The 23,205-nt window shown below is 57.5% G+C and carries 21 protein-coding genes and 1 riboswitch; of the genes, 10 read left to right on the top strand and 11 right to left on the bottom strand.

All coding sequences use genetic code 11. The features are described from left to right. Positions 1-120: 120 nt before the first annotated feature. Positions 121-879, bottom strand: coding sequence for a MerR family transcriptional regulator (locus ABLU96_RS17225; protein WP_064404498.1), 759 nt, complete (start codon positions 877-879; stop codon positions 121-123). A 210-nt stretch (positions 880-1,089) separates the two neighbouring features. On the opposite strand from ABLU96_RS17225, the gene ABLU96_RS17220 reads away from it, so the two are divergent. From ABLU96_RS17220 to ABLU96_RS17210, 3 genes are read left to right on the top strand one after another with little or no spacing between them, the layout of a single operon-like run. Continuing rightward, positions 1,090-2,778 carry a sensor histidine kinase gene (locus ABLU96_RS17220; RefSeq protein ID WP_004852614.1) on the top strand — a complete coding sequence of 563 codons (1,689 nt, stop codon included), beginning with the start codon at positions 1,090-1,092 and terminating at the stop codon, positions 2,776-2,778. Beyond that, positions 2,772-3,491, top strand: a complete 720-nt coding sequence (gene btsR / locus ABLU96_RS17215) for a two-component system response regulator BtsR (RefSeq protein ID WP_004852613.1) — start codon at positions 2,772-2,774, stop codon at positions 3,489-3,491. Before ABLU96_RS17220 ends, btsR begins: the two co-directional genes overlap by 7 nt. Positions 3,492-3,544: 53 nt before the next feature. Next, positions 3,545-4,012 carry a DUF1456 family protein gene (locus ABLU96_RS17210; protein WP_049082656.1) on the top strand — a complete coding sequence of 156 codons (468 nt, stop codon included), beginning with the start codon at positions 3,545-3,547 and terminating at the stop codon, positions 4,010-4,012. 103 nt (positions 4,013-4,115) lie between these two features. Here ABLU96_RS17210 and ABLU96_RS17205 read toward each other — a convergent pair whose 3' ends face one another. Both ABLU96_RS17205 and metG read right to left on the bottom strand, forming a co-directional pair. Next, positions 4,116-4,583 (bottom strand): YehR family lipoprotein, encoded by a 468-nt coding sequence (locus ABLU96_RS17205; protein ID WP_014230129.1) that lies wholly within the window; start codon positions 4,581-4,583, stop codon positions 4,116-4,118. Between the two features lie 198 nt (positions 4,584-4,781). Next, positions 4,782-6,815 (bottom strand): methionine--tRNA ligase, encoded by a 2,034-nt coding sequence (gene metG, locus ABLU96_RS17200; RefSeq protein ID WP_032693702.1) that lies wholly within the window; start codon positions 6,813-6,815, stop codon positions 4,782-4,784. 151 nt (positions 6,816-6,966) lie between these two features. Between metG and apbC the strand changes: the two genes are divergently transcribed. Both apbC and ABLU96_RS17190 read left to right on the top strand, forming a co-directional pair. Beyond that, entirely contained in the window at positions 6,967-8,076 is a 1,110-nt protein-coding gene (gene apbC / locus ABLU96_RS17195; RefSeq protein WP_064404502.1) for an iron-sulfur cluster carrier protein ApbC, read from the top strand. Between the two features lie 347 nt (positions 8,077-8,423). Next, a complete protein-coding gene (locus ABLU96_RS17190; RefSeq protein ID WP_025107803.1) occupies positions 8,424-8,753 on the top strand; it encodes a hypothetical protein in 330 nt (109 codons plus the stop codon). Positions 8,754-8,807: 54 nt separating this feature from the next. Here the strand turns inward: ABLU96_RS17190 and ABLU96_RS17185 are convergent, their stop codons facing one another. Continuing rightward, positions 8,808-9,125 carry an RcnB family protein gene (locus ABLU96_RS17185; RefSeq protein WP_348862651.1) on the bottom strand — a complete coding sequence of 106 codons (318 nt, stop codon included), beginning with the start codon at positions 9,123-9,125 and terminating at the stop codon, positions 8,808-8,810. 169 nt (positions 9,126-9,294) lie between these two features. Between ABLU96_RS17185 and ABLU96_RS17180 the strand changes: the two genes are divergently transcribed. After that, positions 9,295-10,215: a LysR family transcriptional regulator gene (locus tag ABLU96_RS17180; RefSeq protein WP_014230127.1), complete on the top strand. Its 921-nt coding sequence runs from the start codon at positions 9,295-9,297 to the stop codon at positions 10,213-10,215. Between the two features lie 242 nt (positions 10,216-10,457). On the opposite strand, the gene ABLU96_RS17175 is transcribed toward ABLU96_RS17180, so the two are convergent. Together ABLU96_RS17175 and ABLU96_RS17170 are read right to left on the bottom strand one after the other, a co-directional pair. After that, positions 10,458-11,801, bottom strand: a complete 1,344-nt coding sequence (locus tag ABLU96_RS17175) for an NCS2 family permease (protein ID WP_047723259.1) — start codon at positions 11,799-11,801, stop codon at positions 10,458-10,460. Positions 11,802-11,803: 2 nt separating this feature from the next. After that, a complete protein-coding gene (locus ABLU96_RS17170; protein ID WP_014839035.1) occupies positions 11,804-13,615 on the bottom strand; it encodes an adenine deaminase C-terminal domain-containing protein in 1,812 nt (603 codons plus the stop codon). 120 nt (positions 13,616-13,735) lie between these two features. Here ABLU96_RS17170 and ABLU96_RS17165 point away from each other — a divergent pair, with 120 nt between their 5' ends. Beyond that, entirely contained in the window at positions 13,736-14,650 is a 915-nt protein-coding gene (locus tag ABLU96_RS17165) for a LysR family transcriptional regulator (protein ID WP_348862654.1), read from the top strand. Between the two features lie 55 nt (positions 14,651-14,705). Here ABLU96_RS17165 and ABLU96_RS17160 read toward each other — a convergent pair whose 3' ends face one another. After that, positions 14,706-15,128: a universal stress protein gene (locus ABLU96_RS17160; RefSeq protein WP_064404504.1), complete on the bottom strand. Its 423-nt coding sequence runs from the start codon at positions 15,126-15,128 to the stop codon at positions 14,706-14,708. A 115-nt stretch (positions 15,129-15,243) separates the two neighbouring features. Beyond that, positions 15,244-17,220 carry an alkyl sulfatase dimerization domain-containing protein gene (locus ABLU96_RS17155; RefSeq protein ID WP_064404506.1) on the bottom strand — a complete coding sequence of 659 codons (1,977 nt, stop codon included), beginning with the start codon at positions 17,218-17,220 and terminating at the stop codon, positions 15,244-15,246. 232 nt (positions 17,221-17,452) lie between these two features. Then, positions 17,453-17,549, top strand: a riboswitch (TPP riboswitch). A gap of 34 nt (positions 17,550-17,583) precedes the next feature. On the opposite strand from ABLU96_RS17155, the gene thiM reads away from it, so the two are divergent. Genes thiM through ABLU96_RS17140 form a run of 3 tightly spaced genes read left to right on the top strand, consistent with a single transcriptional unit; the run spans position 17,584 to position 19,957 of the window. After that, positions 17,584-18,357, top strand: coding sequence for a hydroxyethylthiazole kinase (gene thiM / locus ABLU96_RS17150; RefSeq protein ID WP_064404507.1), 774 nt, complete (start codon positions 17,584-17,586; stop codon positions 18,355-18,357). Further along, positions 18,354-19,154: a bifunctional hydroxymethylpyrimidine kinase/phosphomethylpyrimidine kinase gene (thiD, locus tag ABLU96_RS17145; RefSeq protein ID WP_064374823.1), complete on the top strand. Its 801-nt coding sequence runs from the start codon at positions 18,354-18,356 to the stop codon at positions 19,152-19,154. The genes thiM and thiD overlap by 4 nt, the downstream gene beginning before the upstream one ends. A gap of 56 nt (positions 19,155-19,210) precedes the next feature. After that, positions 19,211-19,957: a GntR family transcriptional regulator gene (locus ABLU96_RS17140; protein ID WP_004122693.1), complete on the top strand. Its 747-nt coding sequence runs from the start codon at positions 19,211-19,213 to the stop codon at positions 19,955-19,957. Here the strand turns inward: ABLU96_RS17140 and ABLU96_RS17135 are convergent. The 3 genes from ABLU96_RS17135 to ABLU96_RS17125 are packed head-to-tail and all read right to left on the bottom strand — an operon-like array spanning position 19,931 to position 23,168. Continuing rightward, the gene (locus ABLU96_RS17135) at positions 19,931-20,887 is read right to left on the bottom strand and encodes a PfkB family carbohydrate kinase (protein WP_064374824.1); all 957 of its coding nucleotides are present in this window, start codon (positions 20,885-20,887) and stop codon (positions 19,931-19,933) included. The genes ABLU96_RS17140 and ABLU96_RS17135 overlap by 27 nt on opposite strands. Next, complete coding sequence (locus ABLU96_RS17130; RefSeq protein ID WP_064374825.1) at positions 20,884-21,888, bottom strand: ADP-ribosylglycohydrolase family protein; 1,005 nt, start codon at positions 21,886-21,888, stop codon at positions 20,884-20,886. Before ABLU96_RS17130 ends, ABLU96_RS17135 begins: the two co-directional genes overlap by 4 nt. Next, entirely contained in the window at positions 21,885-23,168 is a 1,284-nt protein-coding gene (locus ABLU96_RS17125; RefSeq protein ID WP_064404509.1) for a nucleoside permease, read from the bottom strand. Before ABLU96_RS17125 ends, ABLU96_RS17130 begins: the two co-directional genes overlap by 4 nt. Between the last annotated feature and the right edge of the window lie 37 nt (positions 23,169-23,205).

Raw genomic sequence — 23,205 nt, 5'->3', positions numbered from 1 at the left:
CGGGCCGGTAGCCCGGGTAAGGCGTTTACGCCGCAACCCGGGGAATGTGCCGCGATGTGGCATTGCTGCGGTTTCTACCCGGCCACAGATTGCAGATAACCCGTAGCCCGGACAGGCGCGTCAGGCGCCGCCTCCGGGAGACGTGGCGGTGGCGTGTTTCAGCCAGATAATCTGGCCCTGCTGCTCCCAGAGGCGCATTTGATTGACCTGGGCGCTACAGGGCGCTTCTCCACACCAGACCATCAGCGTACTCTCCGGGAAAAGCTCCGGTCGGAGCTGGTTCAGCGAATGGGCGAGAATGTCCACCCGCCAGCCCTGTTCGCTGGCTATCCAGCCCTCCAGCCATAGCCGGGTGATATCATTCACATTCCAGCCGATAATCAGCGCATGGCTGCCGGGATATTTTGCCGTGGATGAAAGAGTGCGGGCGATATGATTAATCAGAATACCATCAAGGATGCCCCGCAGCGCCAGCAGCGTGGGCTGCGGGCTAAGCAGGCGCTGGCGTAATGGATTAATCAGATTCTTCACCAGAATTTGCGCTGACTCGCTGTGGTTGCGCTCCTTAAGCCACATACGCAGGCGATGATAGCTACCGTTTTGCAGATAACCGAGCAAAATTTCCTGCTGCTTGCGCCAGCCGTCGGCCACCTCCTGCTCATTATCCATCAGCAGCGTTTTCACTTTCCCCACCTGCACGCCGGAGTCAATCCAGCGTTTAATTTCGCGAATCCGGTCTATCTCATATTCGTTGAACAGGCGGTGGCCGCCGTCGGTACGCTGGGGTTTCAGTAATCCGTAGCGCCGCTGCCAGGCGCGTAACGTCACGGGATTGATATCGCAAAGCTGGGCCACTTCGCCGATTGTATAAAGCGCCATTTTCTCCTCCCGCTGTGTTCTCCTCCATTAACTGTAGAAGCTGTTTGCCGAAGCGGGAATTTTTGTCTGTTTTTTGTACAGATTTGAGCCGGCGAGACGCGAAGAAATGTGATCCTGAACATGAATTATCATTTTCATGTATTGCTTCAAAGAAAGTTATAAGCAAGCAGTGTATGTTACGCGCTTTCAAATGAAGTGTGGTCTGCGGGTATGTACGAGTTTGATCTGGTGTTGCTGCTGCTTCAGCAGATGTGCGTGTTTTTGGTCATTGCGTGGCTGATGAGCAAAACGCGGCTGTTCATCCCGTTAATGCAGGTCACCGTCCGGCTGCCGCATAAGCTCCTGTGCTACGTAACCTTCTCCATTTTCTGCATCCTCGGTACCTACTTCGGGCTGCATATCGAAGACTCGATCGCCAATACGCGCGCCATCGGCGCGGTGATGGGGGGGCTGCTGGGCGGGCCGGTGGTTGGCGGCCTGGTGGGGCTGACCGGCGGGCTTCACCGCTACTCGCTGGGCGGCATGACCGCGCTGAGCTGTATGGTATCCACCATCGTAGAAGGGCTACTCGGAGGGCTGGTACACAGTATTCTGGTCAAACGCGGGCGGCCGGACAAAGTCTTCAGCCCGCTCACCGCCGGCGCGATCACCTTTTTCGCCGAGATGGTGCAGATGCTGATTATTCTGCTTATCGCTCGCCCGTTCGAAGATGCCCTGCATCTGGTACAAAGCATCGCCGCGCCCATGATGGTCACCAACACCGTCGGGGCGGCGCTATTTATGCGCATCCTGCTGGATAAGCGAGCGATGTTTGAAAAATACACCTCGGCCTTTTCGGCTACGGCGCTGAAGGTCGCCGCTTCGACGGAGGGGATCCTGCGCCAGGGGTTCAACGAAGAGAACAGCATGAAGGTCGCGCAGGTGCTGATCCAGGAGCTGGATATCGGCGCGGTGGCGATAACCGATCGCGACAAGCTGCTGGCGTTTACCGGGATCGGCGACGATCACCACCTCCCGGGCAAACCCATCTCTTCGCTCTATACCCAAAAGGCGATAGATACCGGCGAAGTTGTTTACGCCGACGGCAACGAGGTGCCTTACCGCTGCTCGATTCATCCGAACTGCAAGCTGGGCTCGACGCTGGTTATCCCGCTGCGCGGCGAAAATCAGCGGGTCATCGGTACCATTAAACTCTATGAAGCGAAAAACCGCCTGTTTAGCTCCATCAACCGCACGCTGGGGGAGGGAATTGCGCAACTGCTGTCGGCGCAGATCCTGGCCGGACAGTATGAGCGGCAAAAGGCGCTGCTGACGCAGTCGGAAATCAAGCTGCTGCACGCCCAGGTGAACCCGCACTTCCTGTTCAACGCGCTGAATACGCTAAAAGCGGTGATTCGCCGCGATAGCGACCAGGCCGGGCAGCTGGTGCAGTATCTGTCGACCTTTTTCCGCAAAAATCTGAAGCGGCCAGCGGAGATCGTGACCCTGGCCGATGAGATTGAACATGTGAACGCCTATTTGCAGATTGAGAAAGCGCGTTTTCAGACCAATTTGCAGATTCATATGCTGGTGCCCGAGGCGCTGGGGCAGCATCAGCTACCGGCGTTTACCCTGCAGCCAATCGTCGAAAACGCGATTAAACACGGGACTTCGCAGCACCTTGGGGTGGGCGAAATCACCATCCGCGCCAGTCAGCAAGAGCGCTGGCTGCAGCTGGATATTGAAGATAATGCCGGGCTGTATCAGGACAAACCCAGCGCCAGCGGGCTGGGCATGAACCTGGTCGACCGCAGACTGCGGGCGCGCTTTGGCACCGACTGCGGGATCACCGTAACCTGCGAGCCGGAATGTTTTACCCGCGTCACGCTGAGACTGCCTCTGGAGGAAAGCGCATGTTAAAAGTATTAATTGTCGACGACGAGCCGCTGGCGCGTGAAAACCTGCGTATTTTGCTGGAGACCCAGCCTGATATTGAGATCGTTGGCGAATGCGGGAATGCCGTCGAGGCGATTGGCGCGGTACATAAGCTGCGCCCGGACGTGCTGTTTCTGGATATCCAGATGCCGCGCATCAGCGGTCTGGAGATGGTCGGCATGCTCGATCCGCAGCATCGGCCCTATATCGTCTTCCTTACCGCGTTTGACGAGTACGCGGTGAAGGCCTTTGAAGAGCATGCGTTTGATTATTTACTGAAGCCGATTGAGTCCGCCCGGCTGGAAAAAACGCTGTTTCGCCTGCGCCAGGAGCGTAGCCTGCAGGATATGACCGTACTCGACGATACCCAGCAGGCGCTGAAGTATATTCCCTGCACCGGACACAGCCGGATCTGGCTACTGCAGATGGAAGACGTGGCCTTCGTCAGCAGCCGGATGAGCGGGATTTACGTGACCGACCGCGAAGGGAAAGAGGGCTTTACCGAGCTCACCCTGCGCACGCTCGAGAGCCGAACGCCGCTGCTGCGCTGCCATCGTCAGTACCTGGTCAACATGTCCCATCTCAAGGAGATCCGCTTTGAGGAGAACGGCCAGGCGGAGCTGCTGATGCGCGCCGGGCAAACGGTGCCGGTCAGCCGCCGCTACCTGAAGAGCCTGAAAGAGGCGATTGGGCTGTAAAACGGCGGAATCGTGATAGACTTAGCGGCAGATTTTTTCATCATGAAGGCAATATGATCAGTAACGATATTCTCCGTAGCCTGCGCTACACCCTGAAAACCAATAACAGCGGCCTGGTTCGTATTTTTGCCCTGGCGGATGCGCCGGTCAGCGCGGAACAGCTGGTTCCCTGGCTGAAAAAAGAAGACGAAGAGGGGTTTGCGCGCTGCCCGGATATCGTGCTGTCGAATTTCCTCAACGGCCTGATTTACGACAAACGCGGTAAAGATGCGTCCGCGCCGCCGCTGGCGGTCGAACGCCGGGTGAATAATAACATCGTGCTGAAAAAGCTGCGTATTGCCTTCTCCCTGAAGACGGATGATATTCTCGCTATCCTCACCCAGCAGAAATTCCGCGTCTCCATGCCGGAAATCACCGCCATGATGCGCGCCCCGGATCATAAAAACTTCCGCGAATGCGGCGACCAGTTCCTGCGCTACTTTTTGCGCGGACTGACCGAGCGCGAACACGCGAAATCCTGATATGCCTCCCCGGCTTGCGGCGTAAACGCCTGAGCCGGGCTACTAAATGCACGGCTCCGTAGCCCGGCTCAGCGCAGCGCAAGCCGGGAGTAGTCCGCACCAGTCAGGGCTGTTTCACTTCTTTAAAACCCTGCGATTTCAGCAATTTCTCCGACTCGCTCAGCGAAATGAACTTTTGTGAACAGTCGGAAAAACTGGCCCCCGGCAAGTGACACAGCTCGCTGATTTTAGCCTGATTAAAGTCGATGGAGAGGTGTTCCTGCGCGACGTTCTCTTTATAGTCGACGCTGTGGGTAACGCCTTTGATTTTGCTGTAGGCCGCGCCGATAGGGTCGATGACCTTGCGCGCCTGCTCTTCGTTACTTACCCCGAGTGATTGATAGGGGATAGTATTCTCAGCGTCCTGGCGGGTGACGACATCGCCTTTGTAGTGATAGATGTAGGTCAGATCAACGCCGTTGATCGTGTTGTTAAACGTTTTGACCTCATCTTTGTTGTTATCGCAGCCGACAAGCGCGGCCATCAATAGCGTGGCGCCCAGAGCGGCGGTCATCCTGCGGTTAAATTTCATTATCATTCCTTGTTAATCAATCATCATCTCTAATTGTATACAGCATTGGGCGATGGTGCCGGGCGTATCCTCGGAAGTTGCCGTTTCGCGCTTATGCCAGCGTTTTCTTCTTTCTGCGCCAGCACCCGGCGGGCGATGTCGTCGACAATATCGTGGCGCTCAAAAAAAAGCGCTGCCGGAGCAGCGCTTTATACAGCCTTACTTGACCTGCTGGCCCGGCTGAGCCCCGCTGTCCGGGCTGAGCAGGAAGATATCTTTCCCGCCAGGACCTGCGGCCATCACCATGCCTTCAGAGATGCCGAAGCGCATTTTGCGCGGCGCCAGGTTAGCGACCATCACCGTCAGGCGGCCAATCAGCGCCTGCGGATCAGGGTAGGCGGAGCGGATGCCGGAGAAGACGTTACGCTTCTCGCCGCCGAGATCCAGCGTCAGGCGCAGCAGCTTATCGGAACCGTCGACGAACTCGGCGTTTTCAATCAGCGCGATGCGCATATCCACTTTGGCGAAATCGTCAAAGGTGATAGTTTCCTGAATCGGATCGTCCGCCAGCGGACCGGTGACCGGCGCTGACAGCGCCTTCACTTCTTCTTTCGACGCTTCGACCAGCGCCTCAACCTGCTTCATTTCGATGCGGTTATACAGCGCTTTAAAGGCGTTAACCTTGTGACCGAGCAGCGGCTGCTGGATAGCATCCCAGCTCAGTTCGCCGTTGAGGAACGCTTCGGCGCGGGCGGCCAGCTGCGGCAGAACCGGCTTCAGCCAGGTCATCAGTACGCGGAACATATTCAGGCCCATGGTGCAGATGGCCTGCAGATCGGCGTCGCGGCCTTCCTGTTTGGCGACCACCCACGGCGCCTGCTCGTCAACGTAGCGGTTTGCCACGTCGGCCAGCGCCATGATTTCGCGGATGGCTTTCCCGAACTCGCGGCTGTCCCACGCATCGCCAATGCTTGCTGCCGCATCGGTGAAGGTTTTATACAGCTGAGGATCGGCCAGCTCGGCGGACAGCATGCCGTCGAAACGCTTGTTGATGAAACCGGCGTTACGCGAGGCAAGGTTAACCACCTTGTTGACGATATCGGCGTTGACGCGCTGCACGAAGTCTTCCAGATTCAGGTCGATATCATCGATACGTGACGAGAGCTTGGCGGTGTAGTAGTAGCGCAGGCTGTCGGCGTCAAAATGATTCAGCCAGGTGCTGGCCTTGATAAAGGTACCGCGCGACTTGGACATCTTGGCGCCGTTGACCGTCACGTAGCCGTGAACGAACAGGTTGGTCGGTTTGCGGAAGCTGCTGCCTTCCAGCATCGCCGGCCAGAACAGGCTGTGGAAGTAAACGATGTCTTTGCCGATAAAGTGGTACAGCTCGGCGGTAGAGTCTTTCTTCCAGTACTCTTCGAAGCTGGTGGCGTCGCCGCGCTTGTCGCACAGGTTCTTAAAGGAGCCCATGTAGCCGATCGGCGCATCCAGCCAGACGTAGAAGTATTTACCCGGCGCGTTCGGGATTTCGAAGCCGAAGTACGGGGCATCGCGGGAGATATCCCACTGCTGCAGGCCGGACTCGAACCACTCCTGCATTTTATTCGCCACCTGCTCCTGCAGCGCGCCGCTGCGGGTCCACGCCTGCAGCATTTCGCTGAACGACGGCAGGTCGAAGAAGAAGTGCTCGGACTCGCGCATCACCGGCGTCGCGCCGGATACCACCGATTTCGGCTCGATAAGCTCGGTCGGGCTGTAGGTCGCGCCGCACACTTCGCAGTTATCGCCGTACTGATCCGGTGATTTACACTTCGGACAGGTGCCTTTCACAAAGCGGTCCGGCAGGAACATGCCTTTTTCCGGATCGTAAAGCTGAGAGATGGTACGGTTTTTGATAAAACCGTTCTCTTTCAGGCGCGTGTAGATGAGCTCCGACAGCTCGCGGTTTTCATCGCTGTGCGTGGAGTGGTAGTTGTCGTAGCTGATGTCGAAGCCAGCAAAATCGGTCTGATGCTCCTGACTCATTTCGCCAATCATCTGCTCCGGAGTAATTCCGAGCTGCTGCGCTTTCAGCATGATCGGGGTGCCGTGGGCGTCGTCGGCGCAGATGAAGTTGACTTCGTGGCCGCGCATTCGCTGGTAACGGACCCAGACATCAGCCTGGATGTGCTCCAGCATGTGGCCGAGGTGGATTGAGCCGTTTGCGTACGGCAGCGCGCACGTTACCAGAATTTTCTTCGCGACTTGAGTCATAGTGGGCATTACATCTTCTATTGTAAAAAGGGGTTTTGATGTTACCGCAAAGGCAATAATTTGGTAAGCCCAAAGCTTATGGTGGGGGAATTATTCCCTTTAAGGTAAACTTAATGCACAAGATTCAACTCACAATAACAAAGGAGTCGGGATGAGTTCGCAATCCCAGGCCAAATCCCCCGAGCGTCTGCGCGCGATGGTCGCCGGGACCCTGGCTAATTTCCAGCACCCAACCCTGAAACATAACCTCACTACGCTGAAGGCGCTGCATCACGTCGCCTGGCTGGACGAGACCGTGCACATTGAAATTCAGCTGCCGTTCGTCTGGAACAGCGCGTTTGAAGCGCTGAAGGAGCAGTGCAGCGCCGAGCTGCTGCGCATTACCGGCGCCAAAGCCATTGACTGGAAGCTGACGCACAGCATCGCTACGCTTCAGCGGGTAAAAAATCAGCCGGGCATCAACGGCGTGAAAAACATTATCGCCATCAGCTCCGGCAAGGGCGGGGTGGGTAAATCGTCGACGGCGGTCAACCTCGCGCTGGCGCTGGCGGCGGAAGGGGCGAAAGTCGGCATTCTGGATGCCGATATTTACGGGCCGTCGATTCCGACCATGCTCGGCGCGGAAGATCAGCGTCCGACTTCGCCGGACGGCACCCATATGGCGCCGATTATGAAATTCGGTCTCGCTACCAACTCCATCGGTTATCTGGTGACCGACGACAACGCCATGGTGTGGCGCGGCCCGATGGCCAGCAAGGCGCTGATGCAGATGCTGCAGGAAACGCTGTGGCCGGATCTCGATTATCTGGTACTGGATATGCCGCCGGGCACCGGTGATATTCAACTGACGCTGGCGCAAAACATTCCGGTCACCGGCGCGGTCGTCGTCACCACGCCGCAGGATATTGCCCTGATCGACGCCAAAAAAGGCATCGTGATGTTTGAAAAAGTCGAGGTACCGGTGCTGGGTATCGTGGAAAACATGAGCATGCATATCTGCAGCAACTGCGGACACCACGAGCCGATTTTCGGTACCGGCGGCGCACAGAAGCTGGCGGAGAAATATCATACCCAGCTGCTGGGCCAGCTGCCGCTGCATATCACTCTGCGCGAAGACCTCGACAAAGGGACGCCGACGGTGGTTGCGCGTCCGGAAAGCGAGTTTACCGAGACCTACCGCCAGCTGGCCGACCGCGTCGCGGCGCAGCTGTACTGGCAGGGGGAAGTCATCCCCGGAGAGATAGCCTTCCGCGCGGTCTAATCTCCTCACTATCCTGAGCCGCCCGGCGCTTTTCGCCGTGCGGTTTTTTATTTTTCCGTCCCGGTTTTCTACCGAGGAGATAATCACCGCGCGAATAATATTGCTGTTAAATATTATTTATTTTTATTCACATTTAGCGATATTGAGATTAATCAATAAAACATATTGCTAACATTGTTTTCCTCTGGCGGTTGTGCGAGCTTTAATAGCAAAGAAGTAACGATTTTAATTCGCCGTGATGAGATTTAATTTTGGCTTTTTATTTGGCGAAACGTGGATGTTATCAGTAATACGTATATAAAAACGATGGAAGGAAAGTATAGCCGTACACATTTCCGGAGTGCATGATGAATAATATTGCTCTAATCGTTAAGTTACGAGAACTACTGGTTATTTTTATGCATACGCGCTCGCTGCCGGAGAAAGCAGCAGACGCGTTGCGTTATTGCCAGGAGCATCTCCCGATAGCTGAGATTCCGATTGGCGCTTATGGTGAGTACAGTGATATTTTTGAACAGATTGTTTTTTTATCGGATGACAAGAGTCGTACGGCCCCGGATGATTTACTGCGTAGCGGCGGCGATCTGATATTAAGTATTTTAATGCTCTATGAGCAGGTTGCTTCATATATTGCCGTCGAGGAATTTATGCACAAACAGAACCGCTTTAACGAATAGCGCTTTGCCACAAAAAAACGCCAGCGGCAGGGAGAGCGCGCTGGCGTTCAGCTTTTAGCGATGGTAAAAAATCTCGCCATCATAAATTTTGAGGATTTTCCCCTCGGTTTCGTTAATCAGCACGTAGCTTCCGCCCATATAGGTCCAGCGGGTCCCGGCATCCGGCGCAGGCAAATTGCGCTGCTGCCACTGCTTGATGTTGTATTCTGGCGTGAGGTACAGCGGCGGGACAGTATCGCCGATGTGAAATTGTTTGAAGTCCGCGGTGACCCCATCCAGCTCATATTTCTGTATACCTTCGCCGGTCGCCGCCCACGCGCCGCTGGCGCAGGCCAACAGTACGCCCAGAAGCATCATTTTTGTTTTACGCATAATTTCCCCATTATTATCCTGGACACAAAATCGCAGCCTCGTATGATTCCTGATACGTCAAGGGATTGGCAAGCGTTGGTTTGGGTAAAAGTGTAAGCAAACGGTGATGCAGCGCCGTTTTTCATCGGCGCGCGCCTGTTTTGAGAATAATCCGGGGTGAGGAGTGTGTATGTTCCGGCTGGAAGATCTGGCATTGTTTGTCCGCGCTGCGGCGTTAAGCAGCTTCAGCGATGCGGCGCGAGAGGCCGGGCTGCAGCCCGCGCAGGTGAGCGCGGCGATCAAGCGTCTGGAAACGACGCTGAATATTCGTCTTTTTGCCCGTTCTACGCGGAGTTTACGCCTGACGCCGGAAGGCGAAACCTGGCTGCCCTATGCCACGCAGATGCTTGATACGCTGCACGCGGGGCTGCAAAAAATCAGCACGCCGGATGACGAAGTACGCGGTACGTTACAAATTGCCGTGCCGTCCGACCTGGGGCGCAACTTGCTTCTGCGCGTGTTTCGCGCTTTTCGCCAGCGCCATCCCGCGCTGCGCCTGCGGATACTGTTTTCCGATCATCGGACCGACGTATTTAAAGATCCGGTAGACGTGGCGTTTCGCTACGGCGATAACGACGATGCCTCGTTTATTTCCCTACCCGTCGCGCCGGAGAACCGCCGGATGCTGGTGGCCTCGCCCGGCTGGATAGCCGAACACGGCGAACCGAAGACGCTGGAAGATTTGGCCCGGCACAATGCGCTGACCTACGTGCTGCGCGGCAGGGCGTTCGATCGCTGGCCGCTGAGCCTGGACGGGAAGGTCCATTACGTGCAGGTTGCCGGCACTATCGTGAGCGATGATGCGGAGGTGATTCGCCGCCTGGCGGTTGCCGGGGAGGGGATCGCGTTCAAATCTGAACTCGACGTCGGGGATGATATCCGTGAAGGACGGCTCCAGGTGCTGTTGCCGGAGTATCAGGGCGACGTGGTGCCGCTGAATATGATTTGCCCGCACCGCAAGCAGCTTTCGCCTGCGGTACGGTTGCTGTATGAGGCGGTGAAAGAGGCGTGCGAAGCGGTTCATTCCCGCGCGCCCTCTGCGGGCCGCTAGCGCCGACTCGGGAATGGTGCCGGGGTGATGCATCGGCGTGGCTTGTTCCCGACTCGCGCTGCGCTTAGCCGGGCTACGGATTGGTAGCCCGGACAGGTGCGCCAGCGCCGCCTCCGGGACGGTGCCGGGGTGATGCATCGGCGCGGCTTTTTCCCGGCTCGCGCTGCGCTTAGCCGGGCTACGGATTGGTAGCCCGGACAGGTGCGCCAGCGCCGCCTCCGGGAGAACGATCGGTGCGAAGCTTAATGCTTCACCAGCGTGGCAAAGTAGTAGACCAGCGGAATCGCAAGGATCCACAGCCCGATGGGGATTTCCCGCCATTTGCCGGCAATCGTTTTAATCACCACATAAAACAGCAGCCCGCCGGCAATCCCGGTCCCGAAGCTATTGGCAATCAGCGTAATCATCACCATCATCAGCACCGGCAGGCCGTCGGTGAAGTTTGCCAGGTCCACTTTGCGTAGGCCGCTGAACATATTCAGGCCAATGAGGATCAGCGCAGGCGCGGTCGCCTCTTTCGGAATCATCAGCGCCACCGGGGTAAACAGCAGCATCAGGAGGAACATCACCGCCGCCGACAGCGCGGTTAACCCGGTTTTGCCGCCGGCTTCCGCTGCCGCTGAGGATTCAATCAGCGCGGTCGCCGCCGGAATGCCCAGCCAGGGGCCAACGGCCGCGGCGATCGAGTCAACCATAAACGGGCGATTGATATGCGGCATATTGCCTTCCTCATCCAGCAGACCCGCTTCGCCGCCTACCGCCAGCGTGGTGCCCATCGTGGAAAAGAACTCTGAGGCGAAAAAGACGAACAGGAACGGCAGGAAGGCGATATTCAGCGCGCCCAGCATATCGATTTGCCCCAGCACCGGCGTCAGCGAATGCGGCATATCGATAAAGCTGCCCGGGAGTCTGGTGACGCCCATCGGAATGCCGACCAGGGTGGCAAAGAGAATCGCCCACAGAATTGAGCCGGGGATTTTTCTCGCCTGAAGGGCAATGGCCAGAAACAGCCCGCAGAGCGCCACCAGCGCCCCCGGTGAGAGAAAATCGCCGAGCATCAGGGCGTTGGTTTTGGCGTTAGCCAGCACCAGCCCGGCGTTACGGAAACCCAGCACCGCGACAAACAGCCCAATGGAGGCCGTCAGGCCGAGCTTGATCGATTGCGGCACCGAACGGGTCACCACTTCACGCAGGCCGAACCTGGTTAGCAGGAAAAACAGAATCCCCGACCAGCAGGCGATCCCAAGACCAATCTGCCAGCCAATGCCTTCGCTGCCTGCCAGCGTGACGCCGACCAGCACCGAGCCGCCGATGCCCGGCCCGACGATAAACGGCAGGTTGGCATAAAACGCCATCAGCAGCGTGCCGCCGACGAACACCAGAATCGTGCCGGTGGTTGCCGCGCCTTTATCCATCCCGCCAACCGCCAGCAGGCCGGGGATAACCACCAGCAGGTAGGCGGCGGCGAGAAAGCCGGTGATGCCCGCGAGGCATTCGGTGCGCAGCGTGCTGCCGCGGGAATACAAGGCAAAACGGCGCTCCAGCCAGCTTCCTTGCGTGGATGAATGAAGGGTATTGTCGGCCATGCTCAGGCTCCCTGATGATTATTGTTGTGTTCTGTGTGTTCCGGGATTTCCCGGCAGTCTATCAGCGGCTCGACGATCTGGCGGGTGCTGCCGTCGGTCAAACCTAAATCGGTCAAATGCGGTCCGGCGTTACAGGCAAGGCAGGTGCCTTCGATAGCCTTAAATACGCGATAGGGCGGCTCCCAGTCGGCGACCTCCGCGCTCAGGTCGCGAAGCTGGCGGAACTGTCTGGCCAGCTCCGGAGCGGGCAAGTCGGAAAGCATTCCGGCAATCGGCATCGCCACGTGGGCAAGGATTTTTCCCTGCTGAGACAGCGCCATACCGCCGCCGGAGGCGATCAGGCGGTTTGCCGCCAGCGCCATCTCGTCGGCATCGCGGCCGAGCACCACCAGGTTGTGGGAATCGTGGGAGTAGCTGGTGGCGATGGCGCCGCGCAGCTCGCCCCAGCCTTCCAGCAGCGCAATTTGCGGCGTCGCCTGGTGACGACCGTGGCGGTGCTTAACCCAAATCAGGCTAAACCCGTCCGGGATTTGCACCCGGCCATCGCGGACCTGCACCTCAACCTCTCCCCACTGGGTAAAGCGCGCGCCGCGAATATGCCGCAGGCGGGCGACGCCGTGGCGAATCGCGCCGACGCGGAGGATAAAATCGTCAGGGCTGAGCGGCGGCATCTGCAGGGTATCGCGCGGCGGGGTAATACCCGCCGCCGGCGGAATCGACTCAAGCAGTGCGCCCTCGCGGGCAATCAGCTTCCCGGCGACGTACACCTCCCGCGCGTCGAGCTTTTCTAATGAATCAAAAACCACCAGATCGGCGCGGCGTCCGGCGGCAATCAGCCCCAGATCGTTACGCTGCAGACGGATCGCCGCGTTTAAGGTGGCGAAGCGCAGGACGTCGGTGGCCGGCAGTCCGTGCTCAATCAGCAGGTTGAGCAGGGCGATAATGCCGCCTTTTTCCAGCAGCATATCCGGCGGCACATCGTCGGTGCAGACGGTGATTTGCGAGGAGAGATGCGGCAGCGTTTTCAGCGCGGTAACGATATCCGGCAGCAGGTAAGGGTGCGAGCCGCGAATTTCGATAGTCAGCCCGGCGCGCAGTTTTTCCAGCGCATCGTCCGCCGAGGTGAGCTCGTGATCGGAGGTGACCCCGGCTGCAAGGTAGGCCTGCAGATCCGCGCCGCGCAAACCGCGGGCGTGGCCTTCGATCAGCTTGCCGCTGTTGAGACCGGCCTGGATAATCTCCTGCATCCGCTCGCTGCCGTGCAGCACGCCGTGCATATCCATCACTTCGGCGACGCCGCAAACTTCCGGCCAGGCCAGCATGGTTTCCATCTCCGCGCCGGCAAAATCGGCGCCGGACATCTCCAGTCCCGGCGTCGACGGCACGCTGGACGGCGCCGCGACCATCACCTGCAGCGGCAGATGGCGGCTGGCGGCGACGGCGTAGCGCACGCCTTCGACGCCCAGCACGTTGGCCAGCTCGTGCGGGTCCCAGAATACCGCCGTGGTGCCCTGAGCCAGGACGATTTCGGCATAGCGTTCAGGCGGCAGGTGGGAGCTTTCAAGGTGGACGTGCGTGTCCATCAGCCCCGGCGACAGGAAATATCCCGCCAGCGAGCGGCGTTCGTGGGCATCGGAGCGGCTGCCGCGCGGGTGCACGCTGGCGATGGTTTCGCCGACGATCCCGACGTCGGCCTCGCGGATCTCTCCGGTGGCCATATCGACAATCTGCGCGTCGGTTAATAAGAGATCGAACGGGGATTCGCCGCGTGCGGCCTGCACGGCGCGGCGGCGGGTTTCAGCACTGCTGGACATAACAACTCCGGCACAAGGATAATGGGGATACTCTAGGGGCAGAGCAAACGTTTGCCCAGATGAATAAATTTATCGCCCGATAACCTCGGGTTATTCTGCATGCTCACCATTGATGAAAACATGATGACTGAACCCTGGCAGCGTCTGCCCGCGCTCTCCCTTAAGCAGATCCAGTACTTTGTGACCCTGGCCCAGCTACGCCACTTCACCGACACCGCTAACCGGCTGGCTATCAGCCAGCCGGCGCTAAGCAGCGCGCTGCGGCAAATCGAGACGGTGCTCGGCGGCAAGCTGGTCAACCGTACCGCCTCGGCGGTGACCTTAACCGAGCTGGGGGCGGCGATTTTGCCCCACGCCCGACGGGTGCTGAGCGTGGCGCAGCTGGCGTTTCAGGATATGCAGCAGATAGTCGAGGCCGGCGGCGACGGTACGGTGCGTATCGGGCTGGTGCCCTCGGTGAGCTCGCTGCTGTTTCCGCTGCTGCCGCAAACGCTGGCCCAGGCGTTTCCGCGCCTGAGGGTGGAGTTTCACGATCAGACCAACGACGCCCTGTTTTGCGAGCTGCAGTCGGGAAAGATAGATTTTGCCGTTGGCGCAATAGACAGTTCGTTACCGCCTGAGCTGCAGGTTTATCCTCTGCGCGACGATCCGTTTGTGGCGGTGCTGCACTGCGACGATCCGCTGGCCGGGCAGCCGCATCTGCCGTGGAAGCTGCTCGCGGGGCGCGATATCGCGGTGTTCTCAAAGGGCAATATTCAGCGTCTGGTCGGCGCGCTGGCGGAGAGCCATCGCCTCACGCTGAATACGCGTTATCAGGTTGACTATATTGAAACGCTTTACGGCCTGGTGCGTTCCCGGCTGGCGGTGGCGATTCTGCCTGAGCTTTATACTATCCACCTTCAGGATCCGGCGTTAAAGGTGGCGCAGCTTCAGCAGCCCGCGCTGACGCGAACCGTGGCGCTGATGCGCGGGCCGCAGCCTTTGCTGCCGCTGATTGAGGAATGTTTCGCATTATTACTAAGTTCGCTGCGCTGACCGGCGCGGGGAGGGGAGCCCGACGAACGCAGTGCGCCGCCTGCGGGAGAGGTTGTCAGGGAAGATGCTTAATCAGCACGTCGACGGTGAGATGATTAATGTACTCCAGGGAGTGTGAAGCGAGAACGCCCAGCAGCCGGTTGTGGTGACCGGCAATGATCAAATCAACATTCCGCTGCCGCACGCACGCTTCGACATCGGCAAAACGACGCGTGGTCACCAGCGATAGCGTCTGCACCGGTAGGGCGACCGTGGTGGCCAGTTCATTGAGCAGCGCTTTGGCCTGAATCACCTCCCGGGAAACGTCATCATCCAGCAGGCTGTCGGAGACATAATTAAGCGACCGGTAGTCGGTGCTGATATGGGCGATGGTAATACGCATAGCGTTTTCTTCCGCCATTTTCGCGGCGTGCGCCAGCAGCGGAACGCCGTCAAGGCTGCTGTTGATCAGCACCAGAGCATGGTGATAAACGGACATAACGATACCTCGACGCAGGGTGATACCTGTTGATAATTTTGTGCCTGCGGCGAGGGGAAAGCAAATGAAACTCCGGACGGATTAAGTCCCGCAGCTGGCCGCCGCGGGAGCTTATTTACGGCGTCACGATATTGAACCAGAACTCAAATTTATCCATATAGCCCAGCATCTCGTCCAGCTTCGCGCCGTCGCCGGTCACTTTGACTTCACCCTTATCCTCCGCCTGTTTTAGCGTTTCCTCTTTCAGGATGATTTTGTTCAGCGTGGCGCGATCCAGCGCGATGGTAGCGTCGGCGTCTTTGGCTTCGGCATCGGCGGTGTGGTTGAGCACGCCGTTTTCCAGCTCTAGCTTATATTTACCGCCATCGTTACCAAGGTCGATATTGAACACCGCTTTGGCGGTTCCGGCTTTTTCGCCGTTGATATGGACCGCAAGATAGTCGAAAAACATTTCCGGGGTCATGGCCCGCACGGTATCCGGGCTGGCGGTATTCGGCGTCGGGCCTTTCACGACGCCGTTGCGTAGCTCCTGCGCGCCGGTCAGGTAGAAATTACGCCACGGTCCTGATTCCGCCTGATAGCCCAGCTGCTCCAGGGCATCGGCTTCCAGATTGCGCGCCTCCAGATTACCGGGATCGGCGAAGACAATTTTGCTGACTACCTGAGCTACCCAGCGATAGTTGCCCTGGTTGTAATCTTCTTTGGCTTTCTTGAGGATAGCATCGGCGCCGCCCATATAATCAACGAACTTCTTCGCCGCTTCTTCCGGCGGCAGCTCGTCCAGCGTAGCCGGGTTGCCGTCGAACCAGCCGAGATAGAGGACGTAGGTAGCCTTCACGTCATGGCTGACGGAGCCGTAGTAGCCGCGGTTGGCCCAGGTATTGGCCAGGCTGTCCGGCAGCTTGAATTTGGCGGCGATCTCATCGCGGGTCAGGCCCTCGTTGGCCATGCGCAGAGTCTGGTCATTAATGTACCGATACAGGTCGCGCTGGCTCTTCAGCAGGTTAACCACGTTCTCATTACCCCAGGTCGGCCAGTGGTGCTGGGCCATAATGATTTCAGCCTTGTCGCCCCAGCGCACAATGGCGGCGTTGATATATTTCGACCACGGTAGCGGTTCACGAATTTTCGCCCCGCGCAGCGAGTAGGTGTTATGCAGGGTATGGGTGACATCTTCGGCGGATTCAATGAGCTTCTTCTCTTCGATATACCACAGCATTTCCGACGGTGCTTCCGAGCCCGGCGCCAGCATAAAATCGTAGGTCAGGCCGTCGATAATCTCTTTCTGGCCATCTTTCTCGATGATATTGGTGGGAGCAATCAGCGTGACGGTGCCGGCAGAGGTCGTGGTGCCGAGACCTGCGCCAACCTGGCCGGTGGCATCCGGTTTGAGCAGGTTGCCGTACATATAGCTGGCGCGACGGCTCATCACGTTACCGGCCATAATATTTTCAGCAACGGCGGCTTCCATAAAACCGGAAGGCGCGTAGATTTTGACTTTGCCGGATTTGACATCGGCTTCATCGACCACGCCGCGCACGCCGCCGTAATGGTCAACGTGGCTGTGGGTGTAGATCACCGCAACGACCGGCTTATTGCCGCGATTTTTGTAATACAGATCCATTCCGACCTTTGCGGTCTCCGCTGATACCAGCGGATCTACAACCGTGATGCCCTCTTTACCTTCAATGATGGTCATATTGGAGAGATCGAGGTTGCGGATCTGGTACACGCCTTCGGTCACTTCAAACAGGCCGCTGATATTGATGAGCTGGGATTGACGCCAGAGGCTGGGGTTGACCGTATCCGGCGCCTTTTCCCCCTCTTTGATAAAGGCGTACTGCTGCGGGTTCCAGATAACGTTGCCCTGTTCACCTTTAATCACTTCCGTAGGAAGCGCGGCAATAAAACCTTTATGCGCGTTGGTAAAGTCGGTGTTGTCGGAGAAGGGGAGCTGTTTATACAGCGCGTCGTTTGCCTGTTTGGTCGCCGCAGCGGCTTCTTTCGGCGACGTTTCGGCCCAGCTGGTCACAGGGAGAGTCGAGATAATTCCTGCCAGAGCCAGACTTTTCATAATCGGTGTTAATTTCATCGGAATCCTCATGGTTTTACGCTGATTCACTCGTTAATTTCGATATGACGTCGGGTTACATCCTGTAACGCCTCCTAAACTATAAACACGTATCTGCAAAAGTGTTTATTTTGTTAATTATTTGAATGCTTATTGTTAATTTTGAGTTGCCTTGCGCTTGTATACCTACGCCGGGCCGGCTTGCGTTGTCCCGCGACTTACCGTAACCTGCCCACTGAGAACGTTTTTATCTCTCAATGACTCGGGGTGCCCTTCTTTGTGAAGGCTGAGAAAAACCCGTACCACCTGATCTGGATAATGCCAGCGTAGGGAAGTCAGAGACCGCAGGGTCGTCGCTTCTTCATCGCCTGGCGGGAGCAAACGATGTCTGACCTGCTGAACCCCGCGCATATTGCCCATCTGCGGCACCTTTTTCACCGCCATTCTCCTCTTGTTCACTGCATGACCAACGACGTGGTGCAGACCTTTACCGCCAACGTCCTGTTAGCGATTGGCGCATCCCCGGCGATGGTTATCGACCCGGACGAAGCCAGCCAGTTTGCCGCCATTGCCGATGCGCTGCTGATTAATGTCGGTACGCTGACCGTCGAACGCGCGGCGGCGATGCGTGTAGCGGCGCGCAGCGCGCAGCAGGCGGGTAAACCGTGGGCGCTGGACCCGGTGGCGGTCGGCGCGCTGACCTTACGGACAGAATTTTGCCGGGAGCTGCTGGCGCTGCAGCCTGCCGCCGTTCGCGGTAATGCGTCGGAAATTATGGCCCTGGCCGGAATGAGCGGCGGCGGGCGCGGCGTCGATACGACCGATACCGCCGCCGCAGCGCTGCCCGCGGCCCAGGCGCTGGCCCGCCAGCTGAATACCGTTGTCGCGGTAACCGGCGAGGTCGATTACGTGACCGATGGCCAGCGCATGCGCGCGGTCACCGGCGGCGATCCGCTGATGACCCGGGTAGTCGGCACCGGCTGCGCGCTATCGGCGGTGGTTGCCGCCGCTGCGGCGATGCCCGGCGATCGGCTGGAGAACGTGGCCGCGGCCTGCGGTCTGATGAAGATCGCGGGGGGGAAAGCGGCGCTGCAGGGCGGCCCCGGCAGCTTTACTCCCGCCTTCCTCGATGCGCTCTATGCGGGAGGCGATCTGTGAAACGAATTAATGCGCTAACCATCGCCGGCACCGACCCGAGCGGCGGCGCGGGGATCCAGGCGGATCTCAAAACCTTCTCGGCGCTGGGCGCCTACGGCTGCTCGGTCATCACCGCGCTGGTGGCGCAAAATACCCGCGGCGTCCAGTCGGTGTACCGGATAGAGCCTGATTTTGTCGCCGCGCAGCTCGATTCCGTTTTCAGCGATGTGCGCATTGATACCACCAAAATCGGGATGCTGGCGGAAACCGATATCGTCGAGGCGGTGGCGGAACGGCTGGCGCGTTATCAGATTAAAAATGTGGTGCTCGATACCGTCATGCTGGCGAAAAGCGGCGATCCGCTGCTCTCAGCCTCGGCGGTAGAGACGCTGCGCCAGCTCCTGCTGCCGCAGGTCTCGCTGATCACCCCGAACCTGCCGGAAGCGGCGGCGCTGCTGGATGCGCCGCATGCCAGAACGGAACAGGAGATGCTGGAGCAGGGCAGAGCGCTGCTGGGAATGGGCTGCGGAGCGGTATTAATGAAAGGCGGCCATCTGGATGACGCTGAAAGCCCGGACTGGCTCTTTACCCGCGACGGGGAGCTGCGCTTTACCGCGCCAAGAGTGCAGACCAAAAATACTCACGGTACGGGTTGTACGCTCTCTGCTGCGCTGGCGGCGTTACGTCCGCGTTACGATGATTGGGGGCAGACCGTGGCGGAAGCCAAAGGCTGGCTTTCTGCGGCGCTGGCGCAGGCGGATTCGCTGGAAGTGGGGCACGGCATCGGCCCGGTACACCATTTTCACGCATGGTGGTAGTCTTCATGCTTGGCGAAAAGTATACTGTTTCCTGACTTTCGCCAGGAAAAAACACGATGGAACAAGCGCATACCCTGTTGATAGCACAACTGAACGAGCGTATTGCAGCGCCGGATAACACGCCGCTGTACCTGAAGTTTGCTGAAACGGTTAAAAATGCTGTACGCAGTGGTGCGCTGGAGCACGGTAATATTCTCCCCGGCGAGCGCGACCTAAGCCAGTTGACGGGGGTGTCGCGCATTACCGTTCGCAAAGCGATGCGGACGCTGGAAGACGAAGGGGTGGTGACCCGAGCCCGCGGCTACGGTACGCAAATCAATAATATCTTTGAGTATTCATTGAAAGAGGCGCGCGGTTTTTCGCAGCAGGTGGTGCTCAGAGGAAAAAAACCTGACACTCTGTGGGTCAACAAACGGATAGTGAGCTGCCCGGATGAGGTGGCGACACAATTGGCGATTGCCCCGCAAAGTGATGTATTTTTGCTCAAGCGAATTCGCTATGTGGATGATGAGGCCGTGTCCATAGAAGAGTCCTGGGTTCCTGCCCAACTGATTCATGATGTTGATGCTATCGGCGTGTCGCTGTATGACTATTTTCGCAGTCAGCATATCTTCCCGCAGCGTACGCGCTCGCGCGTCAGTGCACGTATGCCGGATGCCGAATTTCAGTCGCACATTCATATGGATGAAAAAATACCGGTGCTGGTTATCAATCAGGTTGCACTCGATCAACAACAGCGGCCGATTGAATACAGCATCAACCGCTGTCGTAGCGATCTATACGTCTTTGTGTGCGAGGAGTAATGCTTCGCGCGTTGGGCTACAATCACCGCCGCGATGTCCTACCACCCAGGACGCAACCGCATTACCAAGCAGTACCGACTCGCCCAGCGTCCATCCCGAGGCGAGTCCGGCTAGCGTCCCTCCGGCGTGGCTGTCACCTGCACCGATTGTATCGATTACCGCCACAGGGAACGGCGCTGCCAGTCCCTGTTCTTCCGCGCTGAAGTACCACGCACCCTCTTCGTCATGACGAACAATCAACGGCATTGTGAATTTCTTTAGCCAGGCCTGACCAAACGCTTCGGTTGCCACGGGTAATCTAAAGCGCTCTGCGGCGATCTCCGCCTCCTGGCGATTCAGAGAAATAACAGGCTTACAGGCCATGATCCTCTGCATTAGTGTCTCGGGAATATCAGCGATGCGCGGGCCGAAATCAATATACGGTGTAATATCACGCAGGGATTCCAGCCAGTGCACCAGCACCTCCCCACAGGGCGATGCCAGTTGATAACCAGAAAGTGACACCAGGCTTAGCGGCGGAACAGTTAGTTGCGCCAGCCAGGCGGGATTCCACTGGTTTTCAACACCGCTAAACGACATAAACGTGCGTTCGCCGTCCGGCTCAACCAGCGCAAGACACCAGCCGTTGTCACCCGTGACGCCGTCGATGCGGCTGGAAAGCCCTTCCCGGGCCATGTTATTACGGATGATATCAGCCCATACGCCTTGTCCAACGGGTAGGGCGTTATCGGCCTCCATTCCCAGACGTTTCAGGGCAACCGCAATATTCAGGGCACAGCCGCCAATATTGACGCTTTGCTGTTGCAGTTCAATATCACAGCCTCGCCAGGGGAGGGCGTAAGCGTCAGCAATCACATCAATGACCGCCGCGCCGACGATGGTGACGGGACGCTTGTTGCCTAAGGTGGGTAATCGTTGCATCAGATTCATGATGCCTCCCGTTGCTCTCGGTAGTGTGCAAGCGCCGTGGCGTAGCGGGTAAAGTCGAGTTGGTTCACTTCATCAAGCTGTTGCTTCAGGGTGGCGTCGATAGCAGAAATCCCCCTCAGTGCACCGCAAATTGCAGTTGCCATTGCGCCGATGGTGTCGGTATCGCCACCGAGATTTGCGCACAGAATGGCGCAGCGGTTAGGGTCGCCTCCAGTCAGCTCAACCATCGCAATTGCGCAGGGAACGGATTCAAGGGTACTGGTGCCTGCGCCAACGCGCTGATAGAGCCCCTCACAGGCTGATTCAATACCATCTGCCTGACGTACCACGCACAAAGCCAACTCCAGCCGGGCAGCCAGCGAGGCACTAAAAGTGGTGATCCGCTTTTCCTGCGCCTGGCGTGCCACAGCAGGCAGCGAGTCGACAATAGCCTGCCAGCTATCTCCTTCGATAGCCCGAGAGATTGCCCACGCCACCACGACGGCACCCGCAATCGCGAGGTCGGATTTATGCGTGGGGCTGGAAGCCAGCGCCACCTCATCAATAAAGCTGTCTAGCTGTGTTGGTGCGAGCAGGCAGCCTAGCGGTGAGACGCGCATCGCCGCCCCATTCGTGACGCCGTTGTTCTCCAGTTCATCGATCGGTACTGCGTCGCGAATGGCATTGAGCGCAATTTTAGAAGTCGGACCCAGCACGTTTTTATTGAACGCATCGAACCCTTCAGCCCAGGCAAGGATATTGCGCCCGATAACTTCTGGTGAGATTTTGCCATGACATTCAATGATGGCATCCGCGAGGCAGAGCGCCATCGATGTATCATCCGTAAATTCGGCACGATTAAAGTAACAGGCTGCATTGTTTTCAGCCGGCCCCGGCAGGAAACGGTCAATCCACCCAAAGTGAGCTTTAACGCGTGAGCGAGGCCAGAGTTCAGACGGCATGCCCATCGCATCGCCTAATGCCTGCCCGTAGAGCGCGCCGAGAATACGTTCCGTTTTCATTTAACTTCCTCTTGTTTCAGTGCAGCATCGCAATCGTCGTTTTGCACCTTAATAGCGGTGATCTCTGTATCCGATTCGCGAAAGAAAATCATAAACAACACGGCGATAACGGCGATCATAGCGGCGCCGAAGCCCCACATTCCTGCCCAGTTGAAGGTCAACCCATTTACCGGCTCTTGATAAGCAAACATTTTCTCCATCATTACGCCGCCCAGACGATAGCCGAGTAAACTGCCAAACCCCTGGCAGCAGAGCGTGATTAGCCCTTGCGCCGCCGTACGCATGCGTACCGGTGCTTTTTTATCAACGTAGATATAGGCAGTAACGTAATAGAAATCGTAGCTTACGCCGTGAAGCAAAATTCCAAGAAACAGCAGGGCATAGGTGAAGTATTGATCTGCACCGCCGTAGACGAAAAATCCGTAACGAATCGCCGCGGTGATAAGACCAAGTAATAATACCTTTTTAATGCCAAAGCGTGTGGTGAAGAACGGTAGTGCCAGCATGAAGAAAATTTCAGAGAACTGGCCGAGCGTCATCCATCCTGTCGCGTTTTGCATTCCGACTTCCGTGAGGTAGCCGTTGGCGAAGATGTAGTAGAAAGCCAGCGGCATAGCGAACAGGAATGAGCAGAAGAAAAACACAAGAAAGTTTTTATCACGTAACAGGATGAGCGCGTCCAACCCCAGCATCACTTTTAAATCCAGCTTGCCGGTACTCTTCGGCGGCGTATCGGGCAGCATAAAGGCAAAAATACCCAGCAGCACCGAGCTGCCAGCAGCGATCAACAAAGGGATATTGGTCGGAGAAATATCGCTATAGCCCATCATTTGTGGCAGAAAGCCGCAGACCAGGCCAGAGACAATCCAGCCAATGGTGCCCATCACGCGAATGCGGGGAAAGTCACGTTCGACATCCGGCACGTTGGCAAAAGCGATGCTGTTGGTCAGTGCAATGGTCGGCATATACGTGAGGGAGTAGGCCAGCAACAACGGGAAGAAGCCGCTGAAGGTGGTTTGCTGCGCGGCGAAATACATTAATACCGCGCCGACAAACATCAGTACGGCCAGCACTTTCTGCGCTGAGAAAAAGCGATCGGTCAATGAACCTACGAGGATCGGCGAAAGGATCGCCGCAATGGCGGTACAGGCATAGGACCAGCCAATTTCACCAGCGGTAAATCCGCTTTTATTCAGCCATAACCATAAAGGGACAAACCACGCGCCCCAGATAAACCACTCAATGAACATCATGAATGACAGCTTTACTGTAGTTTTCATCTTTAAATCCTTCATGATAGGTAAGGTACGTAATAAC

This window comes from Klebsiella sp. CN_Kp106 (assembly GCF_040064575.1).
GTDB lineage: Bacteria > Pseudomonadota > Gammaproteobacteria > Enterobacterales > Enterobacteriaceae > Klebsiella > Klebsiella michiganensis.
This window is presented reverse-complemented; position numbering and strand designations above follow the sequence as displayed.